The 20,909-nt window shown below is 70.6% G+C and carries 15 protein-coding genes; 8 read left to right on the top strand and 7 right to left on the bottom strand.

The window, feature by feature from the left end; all coding sequences use genetic code 11:
* Window positions 1–120 precede the first annotated feature (120 nt).
* The gene (locus ACGFIM_RS17205; protein WP_393201091.1) at window positions 121–1,410 is read left to right on the top strand and encodes a GTP cyclohydrolase IIa; all 1,290 of its coding nucleotides are present in this window, start codon (window positions 121–123) and stop codon (window positions 1,408–1,410) included.
* Between the two features lie 731 nt (window positions 1,411–2,141).
* Window positions 2,142–3,101 carry an EamA family transporter gene (locus ACGFIM_RS17210; RefSeq protein WP_393201093.1) on the top strand — a complete coding sequence of 320 codons (960 nt, stop codon included), beginning with the start codon at window positions 2,142–2,144 and terminating at the stop codon, window positions 3,099–3,101.
* On the opposite strand, the gene hisC is transcribed toward ACGFIM_RS17210, so the two are convergent.
* The 6 genes from hisC to ACGFIM_RS17240 all read right to left on the bottom strand — a co-directional run bounded on the left by hisC (window position 3,102) and on the right by ACGFIM_RS17240 (window position 10,960).
* Window positions 3,102–4,160, bottom strand: a complete 1,059-nt coding sequence (gene hisC, locus ACGFIM_RS17215) for a histidinol-phosphate transaminase (RefSeq protein WP_393201095.1) — start codon at window positions 4,158–4,160, stop codon at window positions 3,102–3,104.
* Window positions 4,161–4,207: 47 nt separating this feature from the next.
* Entirely contained in the window at window positions 4,208–4,891 is a 684-nt protein-coding gene (locus tag ACGFIM_RS17220) for an NUDIX domain-containing protein (RefSeq protein ID WP_393201097.1), read from the bottom strand.
* 57 nt (window positions 4,892–4,948) lie between these two features.
* A complete protein-coding gene (locus tag ACGFIM_RS17225; protein ID WP_393201099.1) occupies window positions 4,949–6,748 on the bottom strand; it encodes a DUF4434 domain-containing protein in 1,800 nt (599 codons plus the stop codon).
* A gap of 28 nt (window positions 6,749–6,776) precedes the next feature.
* Window positions 6,777–7,877 carry a glycosyltransferase gene (locus ACGFIM_RS17230; RefSeq protein ID WP_393201101.1) on the bottom strand — a complete coding sequence of 367 codons (1,101 nt, stop codon included), beginning with the start codon at window positions 7,875–7,877 and terminating at the stop codon, window positions 6,777–6,779.
* 19 nt (window positions 7,878–7,896) lie between these two features.
* Window positions 7,897–9,144 carry a nucleotide sugar dehydrogenase gene (locus tag ACGFIM_RS17235; RefSeq protein WP_393201103.1) on the bottom strand — a complete coding sequence of 416 codons (1,248 nt, stop codon included), beginning with the start codon at window positions 9,142–9,144 and terminating at the stop codon, window positions 7,897–7,899.
* A 130-nt stretch (window positions 9,145–9,274) separates the two neighbouring features.
* Window positions 9,275–10,960, bottom strand: coding sequence for a glycosyltransferase family 4 protein (locus ACGFIM_RS17240; RefSeq protein WP_393201105.1), 1,686 nt, complete (start codon window positions 10,958–10,960; stop codon window positions 9,275–9,277).
* Between the two features lie 56 nt (window positions 10,961–11,016).
* Between ACGFIM_RS17240 and wecB the strand changes: the two genes are divergently transcribed.
* The 3 genes from wecB (at window position 11,017) to ACGFIM_RS17255 (ending at window position 15,287) form a co-directional block, all read left to right on the top strand.
* Entirely contained in the window at window positions 11,017–12,147 is a 1,131-nt protein-coding gene (gene wecB, locus ACGFIM_RS17245) for a non-hydrolyzing UDP-N-acetylglucosamine 2-epimerase (protein WP_364061858.1), read from the top strand.
* A gap of 54 nt (window positions 12,148–12,201) precedes the next feature.
* Window positions 12,202–14,238, top strand: a complete 2,037-nt coding sequence (locus ACGFIM_RS17250) for a glycosyltransferase (protein ID WP_393201108.1) — start codon at window positions 12,202–12,204, stop codon at window positions 14,236–14,238.
* 83 nt (window positions 14,239–14,321) lie between these two features.
* A complete protein-coding gene (locus ACGFIM_RS17255; RefSeq protein WP_393201110.1) occupies window positions 14,322–15,287 on the top strand; it encodes a winged helix-turn-helix domain-containing protein in 966 nt (321 codons plus the stop codon).
* Between the two features lies 1 nt (window position 15,288).
* On the opposite strand, the gene ACGFIM_RS17260 is transcribed toward ACGFIM_RS17255, so the two are convergent.
* Window positions 15,289–15,963, bottom strand: a complete 675-nt coding sequence (locus tag ACGFIM_RS17260) for a hypothetical protein (protein ID WP_393201112.1) — start codon at window positions 15,961–15,963, stop codon at window positions 15,289–15,291.
* A 249-nt stretch (window positions 15,964–16,212) separates the two neighbouring features.
* Here ACGFIM_RS17260 and ACGFIM_RS17265 point away from each other — a divergent pair, with 249 nt between their 5' ends.
* From ACGFIM_RS17265 to ACGFIM_RS17275, 3 genes are all read left to right on the top strand, one after another.
* The gene (locus tag ACGFIM_RS17265) at window positions 16,213–17,781 is read left to right on the top strand and encodes a hypothetical protein (protein ID WP_393201114.1); all 1,569 of its coding nucleotides are present in this window, start codon (window positions 16,213–16,215) and stop codon (window positions 17,779–17,781) included.
* A complete protein-coding gene (locus ACGFIM_RS17270; protein ID WP_393201116.1) occupies window positions 17,778–18,638 on the top strand; it encodes a PrsW family intramembrane metalloprotease in 861 nt (286 codons plus the stop codon). Before ACGFIM_RS17265 ends, ACGFIM_RS17270 begins: the two co-directional genes overlap by 4 nt.
* 224 nt (window positions 18,639–18,862) lie before the next feature.
* On the top strand, window positions 18,863–20,896 hold the full coding sequence (locus ACGFIM_RS17275; protein ID WP_393201118.1) for a nitrate- and nitrite sensing domain-containing protein: 2,034 nt from the start codon (window positions 18,863–18,865) through the stop codon (window positions 20,894–20,896).
* Window positions 20,897–20,909: the final 13 nt, after the last annotated feature.

Below are 20,909 nucleotides of genomic sequence, written 5' to 3' on the forward strand. Positions count from 1 at the left end.
GTGACATTACGGCCCCCGCGAGCGATCGTTCCAAAAGAGAGCACTGCAACGGACGGCAGGATGGGACGAACATTGGTCGAGAGGGCCGAAGAAACTCCCCGAGTGTCACGCCCGGGCGCTATGACACCGGACCTCACCATCGGCGTGGTCGGACCCCACGACCTGGTCGAGCGAGTCATGCTGATGGGACACGCCGCGGCGCCGCTGCCGTGTCGCCTGGTCGCCGCGGCCTACCGCGACGAGCAGGAGGCGCCCGACAAGGTGACGCGGCTCGGTCCCGGTGTCGACGCGTGCCTGTTCGCCAGCCCGGTCCCCTACGACCTGGCCCGGCGTTCAGGCGTGCTGACGATGCCCGCGACGTACGTGCAGCTCGGCGGAGCGGCACTGGTGGCGGCGCTCGCCAAGGCGGCGCTCGACACCCGCATCGACCCGAAACGGGTCAGCATCGATGTGGTCACCAGGGCCGACGTCGAGGAGGCGTACACCGACCTCGGCATCCCCGCGACGGACGTGCACAGCCGCGACGAGCCGGGCGCCACCGGCACCATCGCGGCCTACCACGAACGCCTCGCCCGGCAGGGCGCCACCACGGGCGCGCTCACGTGCCTGCCCGCGGTGGCCGAACGCCTGCAAACGGCGGGCGTGCCCGTCATCAGGATCCGGCCGACCTCGGCGGCGGTCCGTACGGCGCTGCACACCGCGGCGCTGCTCGGAGCGCACCACCGCCTGGAGGAGTCGCAACTCACCGTCGTGCTGGTGGAGGTGCCGACGCTGCGCGAGCCCGTACGGCGTGCGGCGCCCCGCTACTGGCGCGACGAGCTGCGGCTGTCCCTGCACCGGCTGCTGGTCCAGGAGGCGAACCGGATCAACGCCACCGTCTGGCCCATCGACGATCACAGCTATCTGGTGACCGCCACCAGAGGCTCGGTCGCGGCGGCCACGGACGGGTTCAGGGTGTTGCCGTTCGCCGCCAGGATCAGGGACGAGCTGGGGCTGGCGGTCGAGGTCGGCGTGGGCATGGGCCGCACGACGCACGACGCCGAGTCGCACGCCCGCGCCGCGCTTGCGCGCACGCAGGCGGGCAAGCAGGCACAAGGCTTCGCGGTGGACCGCGAGGGCCGGGCGCTGATCCCGGCTCCGCGGATGCCGCCGAGCGGGGCCACCGCACTGAAACCGAAAGGAGTCGAGGTACTGGCCCGGCTGGCGGCCAAGCTCGAAGGCGGCGACACGGTGGTCGACGCCGAGGGAGCGGGCAAGATGCTCGGGGTCACGCCGCGTACGGCACGGCGGTTGCTGCGCACGTTGGTTGACGAGGGACTCGCGTGGCCGCTTCCGCCGAACCGCACGCCGCAGCCGGGGCGTCCGCGCCAGCTCTACCGGCTGATCGTGGAGAAGCTCGGGCCCCGCTGAGCCGGGACGACGAGGCCGGTCCGCTCTGTGCGGGCCGGCCTTCTTTCTTGGTCCGGCTTTCTTGGTCCGGACGTTGACCGGGGTGTGTCCGCTTCGGGGACATTGCGGGCGCACTTTTGTCAACGGATTGGTTGACCCGTGGAGATGCGGGTATGTTCTCCGACGCCCCCGATCGACGGGATTCGGACGGGGGCACCAAATCCCCATCGTCGTCGGCGCTCCGGTGCGTTGATCCCGCCCGACACGGGGGCGTTTTTCGTACCTTTTTGTACCTTTTCTACGGCGATTCCGTCTGATTGCGGGAATGACGATCGGGACCGGTCCATGGAGTAGCGGCTATGCGCGCCTGTACGCCACCGTGAGCGTCCGCCACCGCACGGGCGGCTCTGGGGGATTCGGCCATCCTGAACGCCCCCCAGAATCGGCCCTGTAAGCCCTCCCTGCCCGGATCCGCCCCCTTGCTCCGGCGAGGCCGAGCGGATAGCCCGGCGCGGAGCGCGCCCACCCGACGGCCACCGCACGGCCGCGAGCGTGAGGGGCGCGGGGCGCGGGGCGCCAGACCGCGAGCGCGGGGCGCGGGGTGTGTGGATGGGCGCTTGGGAGCGGAGCGGGCCGGTGGGGTGGGCGGGCGTCCGGGATGCTCCAGGGCGTCGGATAGGTCAGGGGGTGGGAGGTCTGAGGCGGAATATTCGCGGGTGATTTGTCATGCCCGAGCTGTACAGTCATGAGCCATGAGTGCAAACGCTCCTGTCAGCCGATCCCCGCTCCTCGTCTGGGGCGCGCTGGCGATTGTTTACGTCGTGTGGGGCTCGACGTACCTCGGCATCAGAATCGCGATCGAGACGCTGCCGCCGCTGCTGCACGGCGCCACGCGGTTCGTCACCGCCTCACTCCTGCTGGCGGCGTTCCTGCTCATCACGAAGGGCAAGGCCGCGTTCACGATGACGCCGCGCCAGTTCGGCGGGGCCGCGCTTGTCGGGTTGCTGCTGCTGACCGGCGGCAACGGCATGGTGGCCGTGGCGGAGCAGCATATCTCCAGCGGGCTGGCGGCGCTGCTCGTGGCCAGCGTGCCGCTGTGGCTGGTGGTGTTCCGGATCATCGCCCGCGACCGGCCGGCTCTGCTGACGGTGGCGGGGGTGCTGGTCGGATTCGGGGGCGTGGCGGCGCTGTCGCTCAGCGGCGGCGGCGAGGAGGCCGGTACGACCGGGATCGTGGTGATCCTGCTGGCCTCGCTGTCGTGGTCGATCGGCTCGTTCATCTCCAGCCGCATCCCGATGCCGCCCAACGTGTGGACGGCCAGCGCGGTGGAGATGCTGGCGGGCGGCGCCGGGCTGGCGGTCGTCAGCACCTCGATCGGCGAGCACGCCGACCTGGCCGCGGTGTCGGTGCGGTCGTGGGCGGCGCTCGCCTACCTGGTGCTGGTGGGCTCGCTGGTCGGTTTCACCGCGTACACGTGGCTGCTCGGCAACGCGCCGATCTCGCTGGTCTCCACGTACGCCTACGTCAACCCGGCCGTGGCCGTCGTGCTGGGCGTGCTGGTGGTGAACGAGCACGTGACGGCGCAGATCGTGCTCGGCGGCGTGGTGATCCTCATCGGCGTCGCCCTGGTGGTCTCGACAGAGCGACGCGCGAAGAAGGCACCGGCCCCCGCACAGGCGGGCGAGACGACGACCAGCCCGCAGAGCGCCTGATCAGCGGGGGAAGCGCTCGGCGACGGCGAGGAAGGCGTCGTTGGCCTCGGGCGAGCCGATCGACACCCGCACGCCTTCGGGGTGGAACGGCCGCACCGCGACGCCCTCGGCGGCGCAGGCGGCGGCGAAGTCCTGGGTACGCTCGCCGAGCCGCAGCCAGACGAAGTTCGCCTCGGTGGGCGGGACCGTCCAGCCCTGGCCGATCAGCGCCTCGCGGACGCGGGTGCGCTCCTTGACCACCTGCTCGACCCGGTCGAGCAGCTCGTCCTCGGCGGCCAGGGAGGCGATGGCGGCGACCTGGGCGAGGTGGTTGACCGCGAACGGCACCATCGTCTTGCGCACGGCGGTGGCCACGGGCTCGTGCGCGATCATGTAGCCGACGCGCAGCCCGGCCAGGCCGTACGCCTTGGAGAAGGTGCGCAGCACGGCGACGTTGGGCCGGTCGCGGTAGAGGGTCAGGCCGTCGGGCACGTCCTCGTCGCGCACGTACTCGCGGTAGGCCTCGTCGAGCACGACCAGCACGTCCTGCGGCACCCGGTCGAGGAACGACTCCAGCTCGGCCCTGCGGATGGCGGTGCTCGTCGGGTTGTTCGGGTTGCACACGAACACCATGCGGGTCCTGTCGGTGATCGCCTCCGCCATGGCGTCGAGGTCGTGGTCCTCGCCCGCGAGCGGCACCCGTACGGACGTCACCCCGGCCAGGTCGGCGAGCAGCGGGTACGCCTCGAACGACCGCCAGGCGTAGACCACCTCGGCGCCCGGCTCACCCACCGCCTCGAAGAGCTGCTGCGCCACGGTCACGGAGCCGGCGCCCAGCGCGACGTGCTCGGCCGGGACGGAGAAGCGCTCCGCGATGGCCTCGGTCAGCTTGACCGCGCCCGCGTCGGGGTAGCGGTGAATGGTCCGCGCGCCCTCGGCGATGGCCTCCACCACGGAGGGCAGCGGCTCGTACGGGGACTCGTTGGACGACAGCTTGTACGACCGCCCGTCGGGCGCGACGACCGCCTTGCCCGGGGTGTAGGGGGCCATGGTGTCCAGAATCTGGCGGAAACGAGGCATGGCATCACCTTAAGAGGAACGGCCGGGTGTGGCATCACCCGGTCCACTCATTGTTCGAGACCGCCCTGTTCCTTGAGACTGCGCAGCATGGGCGGGTGGAGCAGCTCGGCGGGGCCGCGGCGGTAGAGCTTGGCGGGCCGCCCGCCGTCGCGGGTGGTGGTGGCGCCGGTCTCGACGAGGAAGCCCTCGGCCTTGGTGACCTTGCGGTGGAAGTTGCGCGGGTCGAGCGTGCGGCCCCAGACGATCTCGTAGACCCGCCGCAGGTCGGCGACGGTGAACTCGGGCGGGCAGAACGCCGCGCCGAGCGAGGTGTACTCGAGCTTGCCGCGGGCGCGTTCGACGCCGTCGAGCATGATGCGCCGGTGGTCGAAGGCCATCACGGTCAGCGAGTCGATCGGCTGCCAGCTCATGTGGGCCTTCTCCGAGGCCGGCAGGTCGGGGGCGAGGCCGAGGTAGGCGACGCTGAGCACGCGCTGGCGCGGGTCGCGGTCGGGGTAGCCGTAGGTCTGGAGCTGCTCCAGGTGCACGGGCGCGCCGGGCAGCCCGGCGCGTTCGGACAGGATGCGGTGGGCGGCGGCCGGCAGGTCTTCGTCGAGCTGGATGAATCCGCCGGGCAGCGACCAGCGGCGCAGGAACGGCGGGTTGTCGCGGCGCCACACGAGAGCGCTCAACGCCTGGTTGCGCACGGTGAGCACGACCAGGTCGACACTGACCGGGATGCGCGGGACCATGCCCGGCACGTTACACGCATTCGTATGAACGCAGCGAACCGTGCGTCGACCGGCACGTCATGCCGGTGCCGCGATGCGGACGTGCAGCTGCTCGGTCGTGGCCTGGCCCGACGGCAGCCTGACCCCGATGCGCACCCATTCGCCGGGCGGCACCCGCGTCCAGTCGAACGGCACCCACGCCGCCGCCATGCCCTCGGGCAGCTCCTCCTCGATGGGGTCGCGGTCGAGGTAGCCGGTGCTCGCGATGTCCCGCTCCTCGGTGCCGCCGGACCACTGGATGGTGACGGTGCCGAGGTCGAGGTTGTAGCCGCGGACCTCCACGCCGTCGTCGGCCTCGCGGGGCCGCCTGATGGCGTCCACGGCGATGGGGCGCTGCCAGTCCTTGATGACCTCCTGCTCGATGGACGGCTCGCCGCACGTCATGAAGTCGCTCCACATGTAGGAGACGATCTTCTGGACGTACCGGCCGGCCATCGTGACCGCCTGGTCGAGGCGCTGCTTGTCGGTCTTGCCGCGGGTGCCGGTGGGCGCGCACGGCTTGTCGCCGGACGGCTCGAAGACCTCGACGTTGGCCCAGAGCTGCACGTGGTGGCCCTCGTCGATCATCTGGTCGCGCGCCTCGGACATCGCGCGGTAGTAGTCGCGGGTGGAGCCGTGGTAGGCGGTCCCGTACGTCGACTCGCCCACCACCGGCCGCAGCCGCTCGTCCACCTCGGTGTCGCGCTCGTCCGGCCAGAACAGCCCCACCTTGCCGGTGCCGCGGCTGTCCTGCGGCGCGATGATGCCGACGCCGGTGCGGGCGAGCGCCTTGAAGCCCTCGGCCACCTGCTTGGGCGTCTGCCCGAACGCCACCCGCTTGCGCGCGTCGAGGTAGGGGCTGATGAGGATCGGCTTGCCCGGCAGCTCCTGCTGCACGATGCGGTGCTGGTCGGCGTAGACCTCGAGCGTCGGGTTGCTCGCCAGCGTCGCCGACATCTGCACCTCGAACGGCTGGTAGACGCCGCCGAGCGACTCGCGGTCGGCGAAGCGCCGGCCGTAGTCCTGCAGGATGCGCCTGGTCAGGGTGGTGAGCGTGCCGATGTGGCGCTTCTCCGCCCGGGTCGGCGTCTGGTGATCGCGCGGGGCGAGCGGCAGCGCCGGGAAGATCCGCATGCCGAACCGGTCGCCCAGGTCGAGCAGCTCTCTCAGGCTGTCGGACGGCGATCCGGCCACCAGGATCATGTCGTACGACTGCGCCTTGCTGCTGAAGTCGCAGGTGGCGTCGTCGGAGCCGTCGGCCTGGGTGATGAGCCGGTAGTAGATGCGCTTGCCCGCCTCGATGGAGTGCTCCATCTGCGGGCAGCGGTACAGGCCGGGGCCGAACGCCTCGTCGGTCCTGTAGACGTACACCCGGCCGATGCGGTTCTTGGGGTTGGCCGCCTTCAGGTCGCGCTCGGCGGCGTCGTGGCAGCTCATGCCGTCCTCGACGCAGGCCTGGTACAGCGAGTCGATCTCGCCGTCCTTGGTGCGCACCTGGCCGGAGGCGGTGACCGTGCGGAACTGCAGGCCGTAGCCGATCCTGATGATCGTGTCGCCGCCGACGCGGTGGATCTCCTGGAGCTGCTTGCGCCAGGTGCAGGGGTTCGACTTGGGGGTGATCCAGTAGCCGGTCACCGCGTACGGGGCGATCTCGCCGGTGTCGAACGTTCCACAGGGGTCGGTGAACTCGCTCACCTTCGGCGTCGGCAGCGTGCTCGACGGCTTGGCCACCGGGGACCGCGCGGCCGTCGGCTCGGAGCCGCCGAACGGCAGGACGAGCACCACCGCGGCGATCACCGCGAGGATGGCTGCGCCCGCGACCAGTAAAAGCCAGCGCACGTTCAGGAACCTACCCGCCCCTCGTGGGTCACGACTTGAGCGGCGGCTTGACCCCGGCCCAGGCCTCCAGCTGTGCCACGAACCGCTTGGCCGAGTTGGGCCAGTGGTGGTTCGCGCGGGCCGCCGCGTAGCCGCGCGCCCCCTGCCGCCGCCGTTCCTCTTCGTCGTCCCGCAGCGTCAGCACCGCCTGGGCGACCGCCTTCGGGTCCTCCCATGGCACCACGACGCCGCTGTCGTAGCGCTCGACCAGCTCGACCGCGCGCGGCGACGGCGTGGTGATGACCGGGATGCCGTGCGCCATGTACTCGACGATCTTCGTCGGCATCGAGTGCCGGTAGTTGGGCTCGTCGTGCAGCAGCGACAGGCCGGCGAGCGCGCCGTCGAGCCGCTTGAGCGCCTCGTCGTTGGGCATGAAGTCGCGCCACTCCAGCAGGCCCTCGGTGACGGCCTTGTTGAGTATGGGGCGGCTCTGCGGGTCGGCGTACCCGATGAGCTCGACCGCGACCCGGTACGGCTGGAGCAGCTTGGCGACCTCGACCGCCTCGCACACGCCGCGCGCCCGCGACAGCCACCCGAGGTAGACCACCCGGTCGTCGCCGGGCGGCGTCACCGTGTCGGGCACCCACGTCTCGTTGGGCACGATGAGGTGGGCGTGCTTGAACCGGCCCGCGTACGCCGTCTCGGCGAGCAGCAGGTGCAGGTGCCGCTCGGCGGTGCCCTCCAGCAGGCGGGCGAGGAAGCGTACGGGCGGGCGCAGGATCGCGGGCAGCCACGGCTTGAGCGAGAGTGTGGCGGGGGTGTCCTCGTGGACGTCCCACACGACGGGCGGCCTGTTGCGCACGCCCCACACGGCGAACAGCAGCTCGGGGTCGTGGATGAGGACCAGGTCGACCTTGTCGCGCATGCGCTTGAACAGCCGCCGCGCCGCGAGCACGGCGGCGATCCGCTTGCGCTGGGCCGCCCGCGGCAGGTCGACGCCGTTCACCCAGGGCCTGGGGACGACGCCGTGCGCGGTATAGGAGGCGGCGTACGTGACCTCATGACCGGCGTCCACGAGAGCGCGGATCTGCCGATGCAGGATCCTCGCGTCCTCGGGGTTATGCACCACCGTCATGACGAGCACGTGCACTGCGCGCAGCCCTCCGTCGCTACAGCCGCTCGACGCGTTCACCCTCGGCGAGCACGCCGCGGGTATCCAGCACGAGCTTGGCCTTCGCCTCGACCATGTCGAGATCGAACGCGGCATGCTGCTGCAGCAGCAGCGTCACGTCCGCGCTCGTCACGGCCTCCGCCAGATCCTCCTCACGCTTGATGGGCGTGCCGTCGACCGACCACTCCTTGACGTAGGGGTCGGCGAACGACAGCTCGGCGCCCAGCTCCAGGAGCGCCCGCGCCACCGGCAGCGCCGGGGTCTCGCGCTCGTCGGCGATGTCCGGCTTGTACGTGACGCCGAGCAGCACGACCTTGGAGCCGTTGACCGCCTTCTTGTGCCGGTTGAGCAGGCGCTGGGCGCGGGCGACCACGTACGACGGCATCCGCTCGTTGATCTCCTGCGCCAGCTCGACGAACCGGAACGGGTAGCCGAGCTTGCGCACCGTGTACGACAGGTACGACGGGTCCACGGGGATGCAGTGACCGCCGACGCCGGGCCCCGGCAGGAACTTGTGGAAGCCGAACGGCTTGGTGGAGGCGGCCTCGATGGCCTCCCACAGGTCGATGCCCAGCTCGTCGCAGAAGATCGCCATCTCGTTGACGAGCGCGATGTTGACGTGCCGGTAGGTGTTCTCGAGCAGCTTGGCCATCTCGGCCTCGCGGGTGCCGCTGACCGGCACGACCCGCTCGACGAACCGCCCGTAGAACGCCATGGCCCGGTCACGGCAGGCGAGGGTGTAGCCGCCGACCACCTTGGGCGTGTTGCGCAGGCCGAACTTGGGGTTGCCCGGGTCGATGCGCTCGGGCGAGAAGGCGAGGTGGAAGTCCTCGCCGGCGACGAGGCCGGACGCTTCGAGCAGCGGCCTTGCCACCTCGTCGGTGGTGCCCGGCCAGGTGGTGGACTCGAGCACGACGAGCGTGCCCTTGGTGAGGTTGCGGGCGACGGCCTTGGTCGCGCCCTCCACGGCGGACAGGTCGGGGCGGTGGTCCTCGTCCAGCGGGGTGGGCACGCAGATGACGATCGTGTTGCTTCTGGCCAGCACGGTCTCATCGAGCGTGGCGCTGAACCCGTTGGCCAGCATGTGCTCGAGGTCGGCGTCGGTCAGGTCGTCGATGTACGACCGCCCGGCGTTGAGCGAGTCGACCTTCACCGGGTCCACGTCGAGGCCGACGACCCGGAGGCCGGCGCTCACCGCCTCCTTGGCGAGCGGCATGCCGACGTAGCCCAGACCGATGACAGCCAAGTCGATTTCTGTCACAGCTGTGCCTTTGGGAGCCGGAAACAACACTTCATGGTGGCAAAGGTTATCTCAAGTCCACCTAGCTCACGCCTAATGCGAGCGAACCAGTCACAAGAGACAGCCATCTGAACGGTCAACGTTCGGTAAGTGAACGGTATAGAGCCTGATAAGTCTCGGCAACGCGGCTCCAAGTGCGCTTGGCCGCGACCTCGGCCTTGCCCGCCTCGCCCATCTCCCTGCGCTTGGCGGGGTCGTCGCGCAACCCGGCGATGGCCTTGGCCAGCGCCTCAGGATCGCCTGGTGGCACGAGCATCCCGGCGCCGTCGGTGCCGATCAGCTCGGCCAGCGCGGGCAGATCGCTCAGCACGACCGGCTTGCCGAGCGCCATGGCCTCGACGGGTTTCAATGGCGTAACAAGTCGGCAGACCCGGAGGTCCTCGCGCGGGCAGGCGAAGATGTCGATCGCGTCCTGGGCCTGCAGCGCCTCGTCGGGGCCGACCCTGCCGGGCAGGATCGCGTCCTTCAGCCCCAGCTCCTCGACGAGCTGGAGCAGGTTCTCGCGCTCGGTGCCGTCGCCGACGAGCAGCACGCGCACGGGAGAGCCCTCGTCGCGCAGCAGCGCCGCCGCCCGCAGCAGTGTGGCGAATCCCTCATAGGCCACGATGCTCGACACCGAGCCGACGACGATCTCGTCGTCGGCGATGCCGTACGCGCTGCGGAACGAGGCGCCGTCGTACTGCGCCGTGAGCAGCGAGTCGTCCACGGCGTTGGGCGCGAGGTGGATCTTCTCCCGCGGCACGCCGCGCTCGACGATCTCCTGGGCCATGGTCTCGGCCAGCGTGACGACCGCGTCGGCCTCGCGCATGAGGAACGCCTCGCGCTCGCGCTGCAGCACGTGACGCTGGCTGCCGACCCTGATCGGGTTGCGCGAGGCCCAGGTCTCCTCCAGGAAGCCGCGGACCTCGTAGACGAACGGCGTGCCCGTGCGGTCGCGCACGGCGTGGGCGACCGAGCCGTTGCGGTGGTCGGTGGCCGCGTGCAGGATCTGCGGGCGCAGCTCGGTCACGAGCTTGGTGACCCGGTCGGCGGCCCTGATGATGCGGCCCTGCGTCTCGAACGGCATCTCGATGTGCGGCTCGGGCAGCAGCCGGTGGTAGGGGATGCCGTCGATCTCGTCATACGGCGCCGCGTCGGCGTGGCCCTGCAGCATCGGCCAGCCCCAGCTCGTGACCACGTGCGGGTCGATGCCCGCGGCCTTCTGGGCGGTGACGATGCGGTGGGTGCGCACGGTGTAGCCGGCCTGCGTGTACGGCAGCGCGTTCGTGACGAGGTGGAGCACCCGGTTGGGCACGCGGTTGAGGATGGCGACCTTGGGGGCCGGCGGGATGGGGTCGGGGCTGATCGCCGCCAGCTCGCCCCGGTAGTAGGCGGCCCTGCGCTTGACGAACGGGTACTTGGTGTGGGCCTCGAGCACCGCGGCGGCCTCGCTGATCCGCCCGGCGTCCCAGTGCTCCTTGGCCTCGTTCCACGGGCCCTTGACCACGCGCATGCCGAACTTGCGGACCATGCGGCGGGCCTTGCGGGCGGCCGGCCAGGCGACGCTGCCCACGACGGGACGCAGCCTCGGCGGAAGCGTCTCGGCCGCGGCCTGTGCCACGCGGACCGGGTCGGTCCTGACCTTCGTCCACACGACGCGGGAGACGATGACGGGGTGGTTGACGAACCCCCTCAGAAGCCCACCGACGCCGGCACGGGCGGACTTCGCGGAGACCCGGTCGTTCGTACGGGAGGAGTCTTGACGACTGGCGTCGGATGCCACGGTGGGACCGTACCATAGGCAGCGTTTTTTCCCTTCCGCTATGAAAGGCGAGGTCAATGAGGGAGAACCCCCTGGTCCTGCACGTATTGGGCGCTCGCCCCAATTTCGTGAAAGCGGCCCCGGTGGTGCGGGCACTCGGCGAGCTCGACGTGCGGCAGGGCATCATCCACACCGGTCAGCACTACGACGCGCTCATGTCGGACGTCTTCTTCGCCGACCTCGGGCTGCCCGAGCCGGTGGCCAATCTGGGCGTCGGGTCCGGCAGCCACGCCAAGCAGACGGCCGCGCTGCTCGTCGGCCTCGAAGAGGTCGTGCAGGAGCAGGACCCCGACCTGGTCGTGGTGTACGGCGACGTGAACTCGACGCTGGCCGCCATCCTCGTCTGCGCCAAGCTGGGGGTGCCGACGGCGCACGTGGAGGCGGGCCTGCGCTCCTACGACCGCAGCATGCCCGAGGAGGTCAACAGGGTCGTCACCGACGCCCTGGCCGACGTGCTGTTCGCGACCTCGCCCGAAGCGCTGTCGTACCTGGCGTCCGAGGGCGTGCCCGCCCACAAGGTGCACCTCGTGGGCAACCCGATGATCGACAGCCTCTTCTCCGCGCTGCCCAAGCTCGACCCCGCGCCGATCAAGGCCAGGCTCGGCCTGCCCGGCAGGTACGCGGTGGCCACCCTGCACCGCCCGGCCAACGTCGACACCGCCGAGGCCGCCAAGGAGCTGGTGGACGCGGTGCTGGAGGTCTCGCGGCAGGTCCCGGTCGTGGTGCCGGTGCACCCGCGCGGCAAGGCACGGCTGGCCGAGGCCGGTCTCGTGGACGGCGAGACCGTCAAGGTCATCGACCCTCTCGGGTATGTGGACTTTCTCTCACTCGTACGCGGCGCCGCGCTCGTCGTCACCGACTCCGGCGGCGTGCAGGAGGAGACGACCATGCTCGGCGTCCCCTGCCTGACCGTCCGGCCCAACACCGAGCGGCCGATCACGATCACGCACGGCACCAACCGCCTGGTCACGCCCGCGCTGCTGCCGGTCGCCGCGGAGAAGGCGCTGGCCGACGGCGCCGCCACCCCGGCGGGCGAGCTGCCGGTGCTGTGGGACGGCAAGGCGGGCCCGCGCATTGCCACGGTGATCGCCGCCTGGCTGAAGGGCGACAACCTCGCGCCTGCCTCTCAGGCCAAACGCCCCGAATAGCGGCAAACCCCGCCGTAGTATGAAACACCTCCGCTGAGCGATAGGCGTACCACCATGGCCGAAACCCCCGAACAGCCCACGTATCAACGGCTCGGGCCCGTCAACTGGCTGCCCGAGGAGCGCAAGCTCGTCGAGCGTTACGAGGCGGAGATCAGGGAGCTGCGCAAGCGGCTGGAGATCGCCGAGGCCAAGGCCGCGTACGCGACATGGAAGCTGGAGGCCACGCAGGCCAAGCGCACGTACAAGCTGGGCGAGGCCCTGGGCTCGAAGAAGCCCAGGAAGATCGTCGAGGCGGTGCGGTCGCGGGAGCGCGCGCCCAAGCCGCCGATGCCGGTCAGCGAGGCCATCCAGCAGGCCGAGAACCGGCCGCCGCTCGTCGAGGTGCCGGCGGTCAAATGGCCGAAGGGCCCGATCAACCGGCCCGACCTGAAGGTCGCGGTGATCCTCGACGACTTCTCGCGCATGGCCTTCCGCTACGAGTGGGACCAGATCGAGTTCGGGCTCAAGGACTGGCCGGACATCTTCGCCGAGAAGCGCCCCGACCTGCTGTTCTGCGAGTCGGCCTGGCACGGCAACCAGGGCCGCTGGCGCTACCAGATGACCGGCACCAACGCTCCCAAGGAGCCGCTGCGCGAGCTGGTCGCCTGGTGCAAGCGGGAGGGCATCCCCACGGTCTTCTGGAACAAGGAGGACCCGCCGAACTTCGACTTCTTCATCGACACGGCCAAGCTCTTCGACTACGTGTTCACCTGCGACGGTGACATGATCCCGAAATACCGGGAGGTCCTCGGGCACGACCGCGTCGACGTGCTGCAGTTCGCCGCCCAGCCGCGCGTGCACAACCCCATCCAGCAGAACAAGGGCCGCCTGCACGACGTGGTCTTCGCCGGGATGTACTTCCGCGACAAGCATCCCGAGCGGCGCGAGCAGATGGAGATCGTGCTCGACCCCGTCAGGGAGCTCGGCCTGCACATCTTCGCCCGCAACGGCGAGGTCGACGAGAAGTACGCCTGGCCCGAGAAGTACCGGCCGCACATCGTGGGCGAGCTGCCCTACGACCAGATGCTGGCCGCGTACCGGATGTACAAGGTCTTCCTCAACGTCAACTCCGTGCTCGACTCGCCCACCATGTGCGCGCGGCGCGTCTTCGAGCTGTCCGCCTGCGCCACCCCCGTGGTGTCCGGGTGGTCGCGGGCCATCGAGGAGACCTTCGGCGACCTCATCCCCATCGCGCGCGAGCCCGTCGAGGCGTACAACCAGGTGCTCCACCTGATCAACAGCCCCGAGCTGCGGGCCCGCCTCGGGCACCTCGCGATGCGCGAGGTCTTCGACAAGCACCTGTTCTCCCACCGCGTGGACCAGATCCTGCAGAGCCTCGGCCACAAGGTGACGCCGCGCTCGCGCTCGATCAGCGTCGTGCTGCCCACCAACCGCGCCTCGCAGATCGAGCACGCGATCTCGTCGGTGGCCAAGCAGCGGCACCGGCCGCTCCAGCTCGTCATGGTGCTGCACGGCCTCGACATCGACCCCGTCGTGGTGGCCGACAAGGCCAGGATGGCCGGCGTCACCGACGTCGTCGTCCTGCCCGCCGACCCCTCGCTCAGCCTCGGCGCCTGCCTCAACCTCGGCATCGCCGCCGCCGAAGGCGAGCTGATCGCCAAGATGGACGACGACAACCTCTACGGCGAGCACTACCTGTCCGACCTGGTCAGGGCCTTCGACTACTCCGATGCCGAGCTGGTCGGCAAGGGCGCGCACTACGCGTACTTCGAAGGCATCAACACCACGATGCTGCGGCTGCCCGGCCTGGAGCACCGCTACTCGTGGCTGGTGCAGGGCGGCACCTTCCTCGGCAAGGCGGACTTGTTCCGCAAGTACCAGTTCGCGGACATCACCCGGGGTGAGGACACGCACCTGGTCCGCCGGCTCAAGGAAGACGGGGTCAAGATCTATTCCGCCGACCGGTTCAACTTCGTGTACTGGCGCAGCGCCGACACGAAGATGCACACCTGGCAGGCCGACCACATCAAGCTGACCCGTAACGCCCAGTTCTCCTTCGTCGGCCGCCCGGACGACCACGTCCTCATCTGAGACGTCATGTGACGCAGCGTCACCTAAATCTACATATGATGACGAAGCGATAAGTGTGACGTAGTGGGTGAAGGGGCGCGTTCGTGCATACGAGCCTGCTCATCGAACGCATCGACCGCGTGCCGGTGACGGTCACCCTGACGCCCGGCCTGTCGATGCTCGCCTTGATCACCGACGCCCTGGCGGGCCGCGCGCGCGGCGCGCCCGAGTCGTGGCGGCGGCTGGTGCGCTCGGCCGCGCGCCGGCCCGACCCGACGGTGGTGCGCTCGCTCGCCAGCCCCGGCTTCAGTGTGCTGCCCGACCTCGTGCTGCCCGGTGAGTTCACCCGCGACCTCACCGTGCCCGACCAGCTCGACATGCTCCGCGACCTGCCGGGCGACGCGCTGGTCGCGGAGGTGGAGACGATCGTCGGCGGGCGCCCGCCCGAGCACTGGCGGCCCGCGCTCACGCAGCCGCAGCGCTGGCTGCACGGCTACGCCGCCCTCCTGGAGGAGGTCTGGTCGGCGATGCGGCCGGTCTGGGAGCGGGCGCGGCCGCTGCTGGAACGCGAGGTCGAGCGGGTGGCGGTGGCCGCCGCGCGCCGCTCGCTCGACGTCCTGCTCAACAGCCTGCACCCCAACTGCCGCTACCGCGACGACACGCTCAGCTTCCCCGACTTCGAGCCCGAGCACTTCACGATCGGCTCGCGCGGCCTGGTGCTCATGCCCATGCTGGCCGGCCCCGAGGCGCTCATCTCCCGCCTCGACGGCCCCGAGGCCGTCTGGCTCGGCTACCCGCTGCCGGGCGCCGACCTGCCGCCGTGCCGGCGCGAGGACCGCCTGCGCCTGCTCGTCGGGGACGTGCGCGCGGCCATCCTGATCGCGCTGGAGCGCCCCCTGACCATGGGCGCGCTGGCAAGACGCGTCGACTACGCGCCCAACGCCGTCAGCTACCACTGCAACCGGCTGGAGTCGGCCGGGCTGATCTCCCGGCGGCGCGACGGGCGGGAGATCTACGTCGAGCGCACTCCCCGCGCCTCGGTGGTGGTGGACCTCTTCGCGAGCTGGTGAGCTATCTGCTCGCCCTGGCGAGGTTCTGGTCGGCGAGGTCGGCCAGCTCGTAGAGGCCCTTGGGTTTCACCTGGCGGCCGACGACGAGCATGGACATGACGGTGGTGCCGCGCCTGATCATGACGGAGCCGATCTGCGCGTTCTGGTCGCCGCCCTTGGCGGTGGTCAGGTAGGCGCGGGACTGGTCGCCCTTGGCGGGCATCTCGAGCGTGCGCGTGGTGTACGTGACCGGCGTGCCCCCGACGTCGGCCGTGTACGAGGTGCACTTCTCGGGCAGCGCGGCGGGGAAGTCGGGCTCGGGCAGCGATACGACGGCCTGGCTGATGGAGCCGCGCTCGGCGGAGAAGGCGACCACGGCGGCGGGCGACTGGGCGATCTCGGCCTTGGCCGCGTCGAGCTGGGCCGCGCCCGCGCACTCGGGATGCTGGAGCTTGGCCTGGCGTACCGCCTCCAGGCCCTGCTGGGTGGACTTGAGCGAGCCGAACGCGCCGGTCTCGGGCCCGTAGGCGACCTGCATGCCCTTGGGCACGGGCAGCAGGGCGGCGCGCAGCCGGTCGGTCTCGGCGGCCGACGGCGCGGACGGCGCGGTGGCGGCCGGGGCGGGCGGCTTGTCGGCGGCGGAACATCCGGCGAGTACGAGTGCGCTCAGAAATATGCCGGAAACTGCTTGACGCATGGGTTCTCCATTTCACTCCAGCGGCATTGAGAAACGTTAGAGGAAGTGGCGCGCGAGGGGCCGTACAACGGCGCTATCCGCGGTATTACGCGGCTTCGTGAGCCATTTACCGTTCGCCCTGCGCAACGGGCTTCACCTCGGCTGATGCATCCACAAAGCGGCATCATCCGTAATGGGGCGGGCAAAATGTTCGCCGATGCGCTGCGCGTCCCTGTGCGGCTTTTCCCGGGCGCTGCCGATGATCGCGGCATGAGCCTGACCCCGCGCGATCTCGGCATGGACGTTCCCATTTCCCGCCGCGACTTCTTCGACGGGATCGCCGCCGGCTGCGTGGCCGCGACCGTCGCCCCGTCCGCAGCCCCGTCCGCGGCCCCGTCCGCCGCCCCGTCCGCCGCCGTGCCGGCGCGGGCGGCCCAGCAGCCCTCAGGGCCGCCCGCGCCCCGTACGCCCTTTACAGTGCTCGGCGACACCGGTGAGGCGCTCAGCGTCCCGCACGCGCTGCGAGACGGGCGCTTCTGGGCGCACGCGGGCACCCCCGTGCCGACGGGCGAGCGGTACGGGCTGGTGGTCGTGGGCGCGGGCCGCAGCGGGCTGGAGGCGGCCGCCGAGTGGTCGCGCCGCCGGCCGCGCGACCGCGTGCTGGTGCTGGACAACCATCCCGAGGGCGGGGCGCGGCGCGAGCCGCTGCGCAGGGGCGTGGCGTTCGACGCCGTGATGTGCGACAGGGAGAGCTTCGGCGCGGACACGCTCGTCACGCTCTCCGGCCCCGGCTGGATCGACCGGCTGCCGATCGACGGGCAGGCGCGCGAAGACCTGCGCACCCTGTACGGCGACCCGCCCGACTGGCTGCCGGGCCTGTCGGCGGAGGCGAAGGAGGAGCGGCTGGCGGGACTGACGTACTCGGCGTTCCTGCGCGAGGTGTGCGGCGCGCACCCGGACGCCGAGCGGTTCTGCCGCACCATGTCGGCGCCCGAGTGGGGCTACGACACGCGGGCGTTCGGGGCGATCGACGCCTGGGGCACCGGCTATCCGGGCTTCGGCGGGCTGGGGCTGGACCGGTCGAGGCCGTCACGGTACAACTCGGCGACCGTACGGGCCGAGTGGCACGGAGCGTCCCGTACCAGACCGGCCCCGCCGGACGTCCCCGTGCGGTGGTCCAGCCCGGTGGTGTCGGTGCGCGACGGCGCGCGTGCGGCGACCGTCGGCTACTTCGACGGCCACCTGGTGCGCACGGTCGAGGCCGGGGCCGTCATCCTGGCCTGCCCGAGCGCGGCCGTCCCGTACCTCGTGCCCGATCTGCCGGAGGAGCGGCGCAGGGCGCTGTCCAGGGCCGTGCGCGTGCCGCTGCTGACCGCCGAGGTGCGCCTGAGCGACCCGGAGGCGTGGCGGCGGCTGGGGGTGCGCAGGGTGCGGTGGACGGGGGCGTACTGGTGCGCCGCCGAGTTCGCGCCGCCAGACCGGGTGCGGCTGCTGGCCGCGCCGTGCCGTTCCGAGCTGGGTCCCGACGCGGGCTCGGCGGCGGGGCGGCGCGAGCTGTTCAGGACGCCGTACGAGGTCTTCGAGCACACCGTGCGCGATCAGCTCGCCAGGCTGCTCGGCCCGGCCGGTTTCGACCCGGGACGGGGCATCGCGGCGATCACCGTGCACCGCTGGGGGCACGCGATTCCCCCGGAATATCGGCGGCCCTGGCATGAGTTCCACCCGGACGGACCGTCCCCTGCGGACGCGGCGCGCGGGCGCTTCGGCCGGATCGCGATCGCGGGCTCCGACGCGGGCGACGGAGCCGCCGTGCTCGCCGTCGAGGAGCTGACGAGATGAAGAGACTGTGGTTGCGGATCTTCCTGACCGGCTTCGTCCTGTGGCTGGCGACCGTCGTGGTCACCGCCTGGACGGCCAACTCCAACCTCGTGCCGACCGTGGTGCTGATCGGCAGTTTCCTGGTGCCGGTGACGTTCGTGGTCTGGGCCTACGGGCGGGGCCGCTCGCCGGTGGTGACCGTCGAGCTGCTGTTCAAGGCGTTCATGATCGGCGGGGTGCTCGGGGTGCTCGGGGCCTCGCTGCTGGAGAGCTGGCTGATCCGCCCGTCGCTGCTGATGTACGTGCTGGTGGGCCTCATCGAGGAGGGCGTCAAGCTGGCCGCGCTGGTGTTCGTCACCCGTCACGTGGCCAGGCGCTTCACCAGGGACGGCGTGGTGCTGGGCGCGACCGTGGGCTTCGGCTTCGCCGCGTTCGAGAGCGCCGGGTACGCCTTCAACGCCCTGTTCACCGCCGACGGGCTGTCGCTGACCCAGCTCGTGGAGACCGAGGTGCTGCGCGGCATCCTCACCCCCGTCGGCCACGGCCTGTGGACGGCCATCGCCGGCGGCGCGCTGTTCGCCGCGCGCGGCCGGTTCTCCGCGCCGGTGCTGACGACCTACCTCGGGGTCTCGCTGCTGCACGCGCTGTGGGACTCGATGAGCGCCATCGCCATCGCGATCACGCTCGTGCTGACCGGGCGTCCGTGGCAGTTCGAGCTGCTGCGCATCGGCCGGCTGCCGGATGTGACGGCCTGGCAGGTGCACGTGTACACGGTGGTGAACTGGGCGGGACTCGTCGTGATCTCGCTGGTGGCGCTCGTGTGGCTGTGGGGTGTGCTGTCCGGAAGAGGCCGCGAGAGGGAGATCTTGTCCCAATAATCACGGGAATGAACGCGTTCCTCCCACTGCGCCGGAAGCATAATCGGTGCTAGTCTCCTGTGCGATCTTCCGGAGGTGTATTTACACAAGGTGTGGAAATGCCCCCGACTCGAGGTTGGGACATGGGCTCGCGAAACCGGTCTATTCGGTTCAAGATCTTCTTATTACTGCTGCTACCCCTCCTGTCTCTGAGCGCGCTGTGGGGTTTCGTTCTCAACCTCACCATGGGCGACGCACAGTCACTGCTTCGCGCGAACACCCTCTACTCCACCATCGGCGTCACCTCCATGGACCTGGGAACACAGCTCCAGGCCGAACGCGTACGCTCCGCCGAGACGGTCACAACGCGTCAACTCTCCGACGTGGTACGCGCCCAGCGAGCCCGCACCGACCGCTCGGTCGCCGAGTTCCGCAAGGCCGTCACCGAGGCGGGCGGCGCCGTGGACGGCACACTCCGCCGCCCGGTCCAAGCCCTCGACAAGGCGCTCGACAACCTCACCGCCATCCGGGCCAACATCGACAACGGCTCCGCGTCGCGGCTGTCGGGGCTCAACGCCTACAACCGCATACTCGACGCCCTCTTCGCCGTCTACGACCACATCGTCACGCTCCCCGACCTCAAGCTCTCCCAGCAGGCGTCATCGCTGCAGGCCATGGGCCACGCCAGGGAGTACATCTCCAGGGAGAACGCGCTCCTCGTCGGCAAGCGCGGCGGCCGGCGGCTCACCGAGGCCGAGGCGACCGCCTTCACCGAATACGCCGCCTCCAGGAAGTTCCTCTACTCGCGCGGCCTCGCCGGACTCGACGTGGCGCTGCGCAGGCCGTACGAGCAGGTCTTCGCCACCGAGCCCTACCTGACCTTCGTCTCGCTCGAAGACCGCGTGATCAAAACGGGCGCGCCGCCGCAGAACATGACCGCCTGGCACGAGACCATGGACCGGCTCGCCTCCCGCCTCGACGACCTCAACGCCTCCTCCACCGCCATCCTGGCCGATCGCGCCTCCAGCGCCGCCGCCTCCACCCTCGCCAGGATCTCCGTCGCGGGCGGCCTCGGGTTGATCGCCGTGCTCGCGTCGATCATCATCTCTGTACGCTTCGGTCGTCGCCTCGCAGGAGAGCTGGCCGGGCTGCGTGCCGCCGCGGTCGAGCTGGCGCAGCAGCGGCTGCCCTCGATCGTGGCGCGGCTGCGCAAGGGTGAGGACGTCGACGTACGGAAGGAGGCCAAGCCGATCAAGGTGAGCGGTTCCGCTGAGATCACCGACGTGGCCGGGGCCTTCGGTTCCGTGCAGCGCACCGCCGTGGACGCGGCGGTCGGCCAGGCCGCGCTGCGGCGCGGGATCGGCCAGGTCTTCCTCAACCTCGCCCGCCGCAAGCAGGGCCTGCTGCACCGCCAGCTCGCACTGCTCGACGGCATGCAGCGGCGTACGCACGACCCCGACAGGCTCGAAGAGCTGTTCCGCCTCGACCACTTGACCACCCGCATGCGTCGGCATGCCGAGAGCCTCATCGTGCTCTCCGGCGCCGCGCCGGGACGGGCCTGGCGCAAGCCGGTGCCGGTGATCGACATCGTCAGAGCCGCGATCGCCGAGGTCGAGGACTACACCCGCGTCTCGGTCGAGACCATGCCGGCCGGGGCCGTCGAGGGCACCGTCGCCGCCGACCTGACCCACCTCGTCGCCGAGCTGATCGAGAACGCCACCATCTACTCGCCGCCCGACACCACCGTCCAGGTGCGCGGCGACCTCGTCAGCAACGGCTACGCCATCGAGGTCGAGGACCGGGGGCTGGGGCTGTCGCCCACCGACTACGCGCGCTACAACGCGCTGCTGTCCAAGCCGCCGGAGTTCGACCTGGCCGACAGCGACAGGCTCGGCCTGCTCGTGGTGGCCACGCTGGCCCAGCGGCACGGGATCAACGTGCTGCTGCGCCGCTCCCCCTTCGGCGGCACGACCGCGATCGTGCTGGTGCCGCGCTCGGTCGTCACCGAGCAGAGCGCCCTGGAGGCGGCGGGCGGCGACGGCAAGGCCGAGCTGCCCAGCCGTACGCGGAAGAAGGCGCTGGCCGTCGTGACCTCCGGCACCCACAACGGGCTGCCGCGACGCGTCCGCCAGGCCAGCCTCGCACCGCAGCTCAAACAACCACCGCCGGAGCAGGAGCGGCAGGCAGAACGCTCTCCCGACGAGGTACGCGACCTGTTCTCCGCCTTCCAGCGGGGAACCCAACGCGCCCGAGAAGAAGCTCCTGAGGAGGGGCCATGACTAAGGGGGATGC

Origin of the sequence: Nonomuraea sp. NPDC049309 (assembly GCF_043196965.1) — a bacterium.
Lineage (GTDB): Bacteria > Actinomycetota > Actinomycetes > Streptosporangiales > Streptosporangiaceae > Nonomuraea > Nonomuraea fastidiosa.

Coding starts and splice junctions, on each gene's coding strand:
- ACGFIM_RS17260 (WP_393201112.1), bottom strand. CDS start 15,963: ATGCGTCAAGCAGTTTCCGGCATATTTCTGAGCGCACTCGTACTCGCC.
- ACGFIM_RS17250 (WP_393201108.1), top strand. CDS start 12,202: ATGGCCGAAACCCCCGAACAGCCCACGTATCAACGGCTCGGGCCCGTC.
- ACGFIM_RS17275 (WP_393201118.1), top strand. CDS start 18,863: ATGGGCGACGCACAGTCACTGCTTCGCGCGAACACCCTCTACTCCACC.
- ACGFIM_RS17220 (WP_393201097.1), bottom strand. CDS start 4,891: ATGGTCCCGCGCATCCCGGTCAGTGTCGACCTGGTCGTGCTCACCGTG.
- wecB (WP_364061858.1), top strand. CDS start 11,017: ATGAGGGAGAACCCCCTGGTCCTGCACGTATTGGGCGCTCGCCCCAAT.
- ACGFIM_RS17265 (WP_393201114.1), top strand. CDS start 16,213: ATGAGCCTGACCCCGCGCGATCTCGGCATGGACGTTCCCATTTCCCGC.
- ACGFIM_RS17270 (WP_393201116.1), top strand. CDS start 17,778: ATGAAGAGACTGTGGTTGCGGATCTTCCTGACCGGCTTCGTCCTGTGG.
- hisC (WP_393201095.1), bottom strand. CDS start 4,160: ATGCCTCGTTTCCGCCAGATTCTGGACACCATGGCCCCCTACACCCCG.
- ACGFIM_RS17205 (WP_393201091.1), top strand. CDS start 121: ATGACACCGGACCTCACCATCGGCGTGGTCGGACCCCACGACCTGGTC.
- ACGFIM_RS17210 (WP_393201093.1), top strand. CDS start 2,142: ATGAGTGCAAACGCTCCTGTCAGCCGATCCCCGCTCCTCGTCTGGGGC.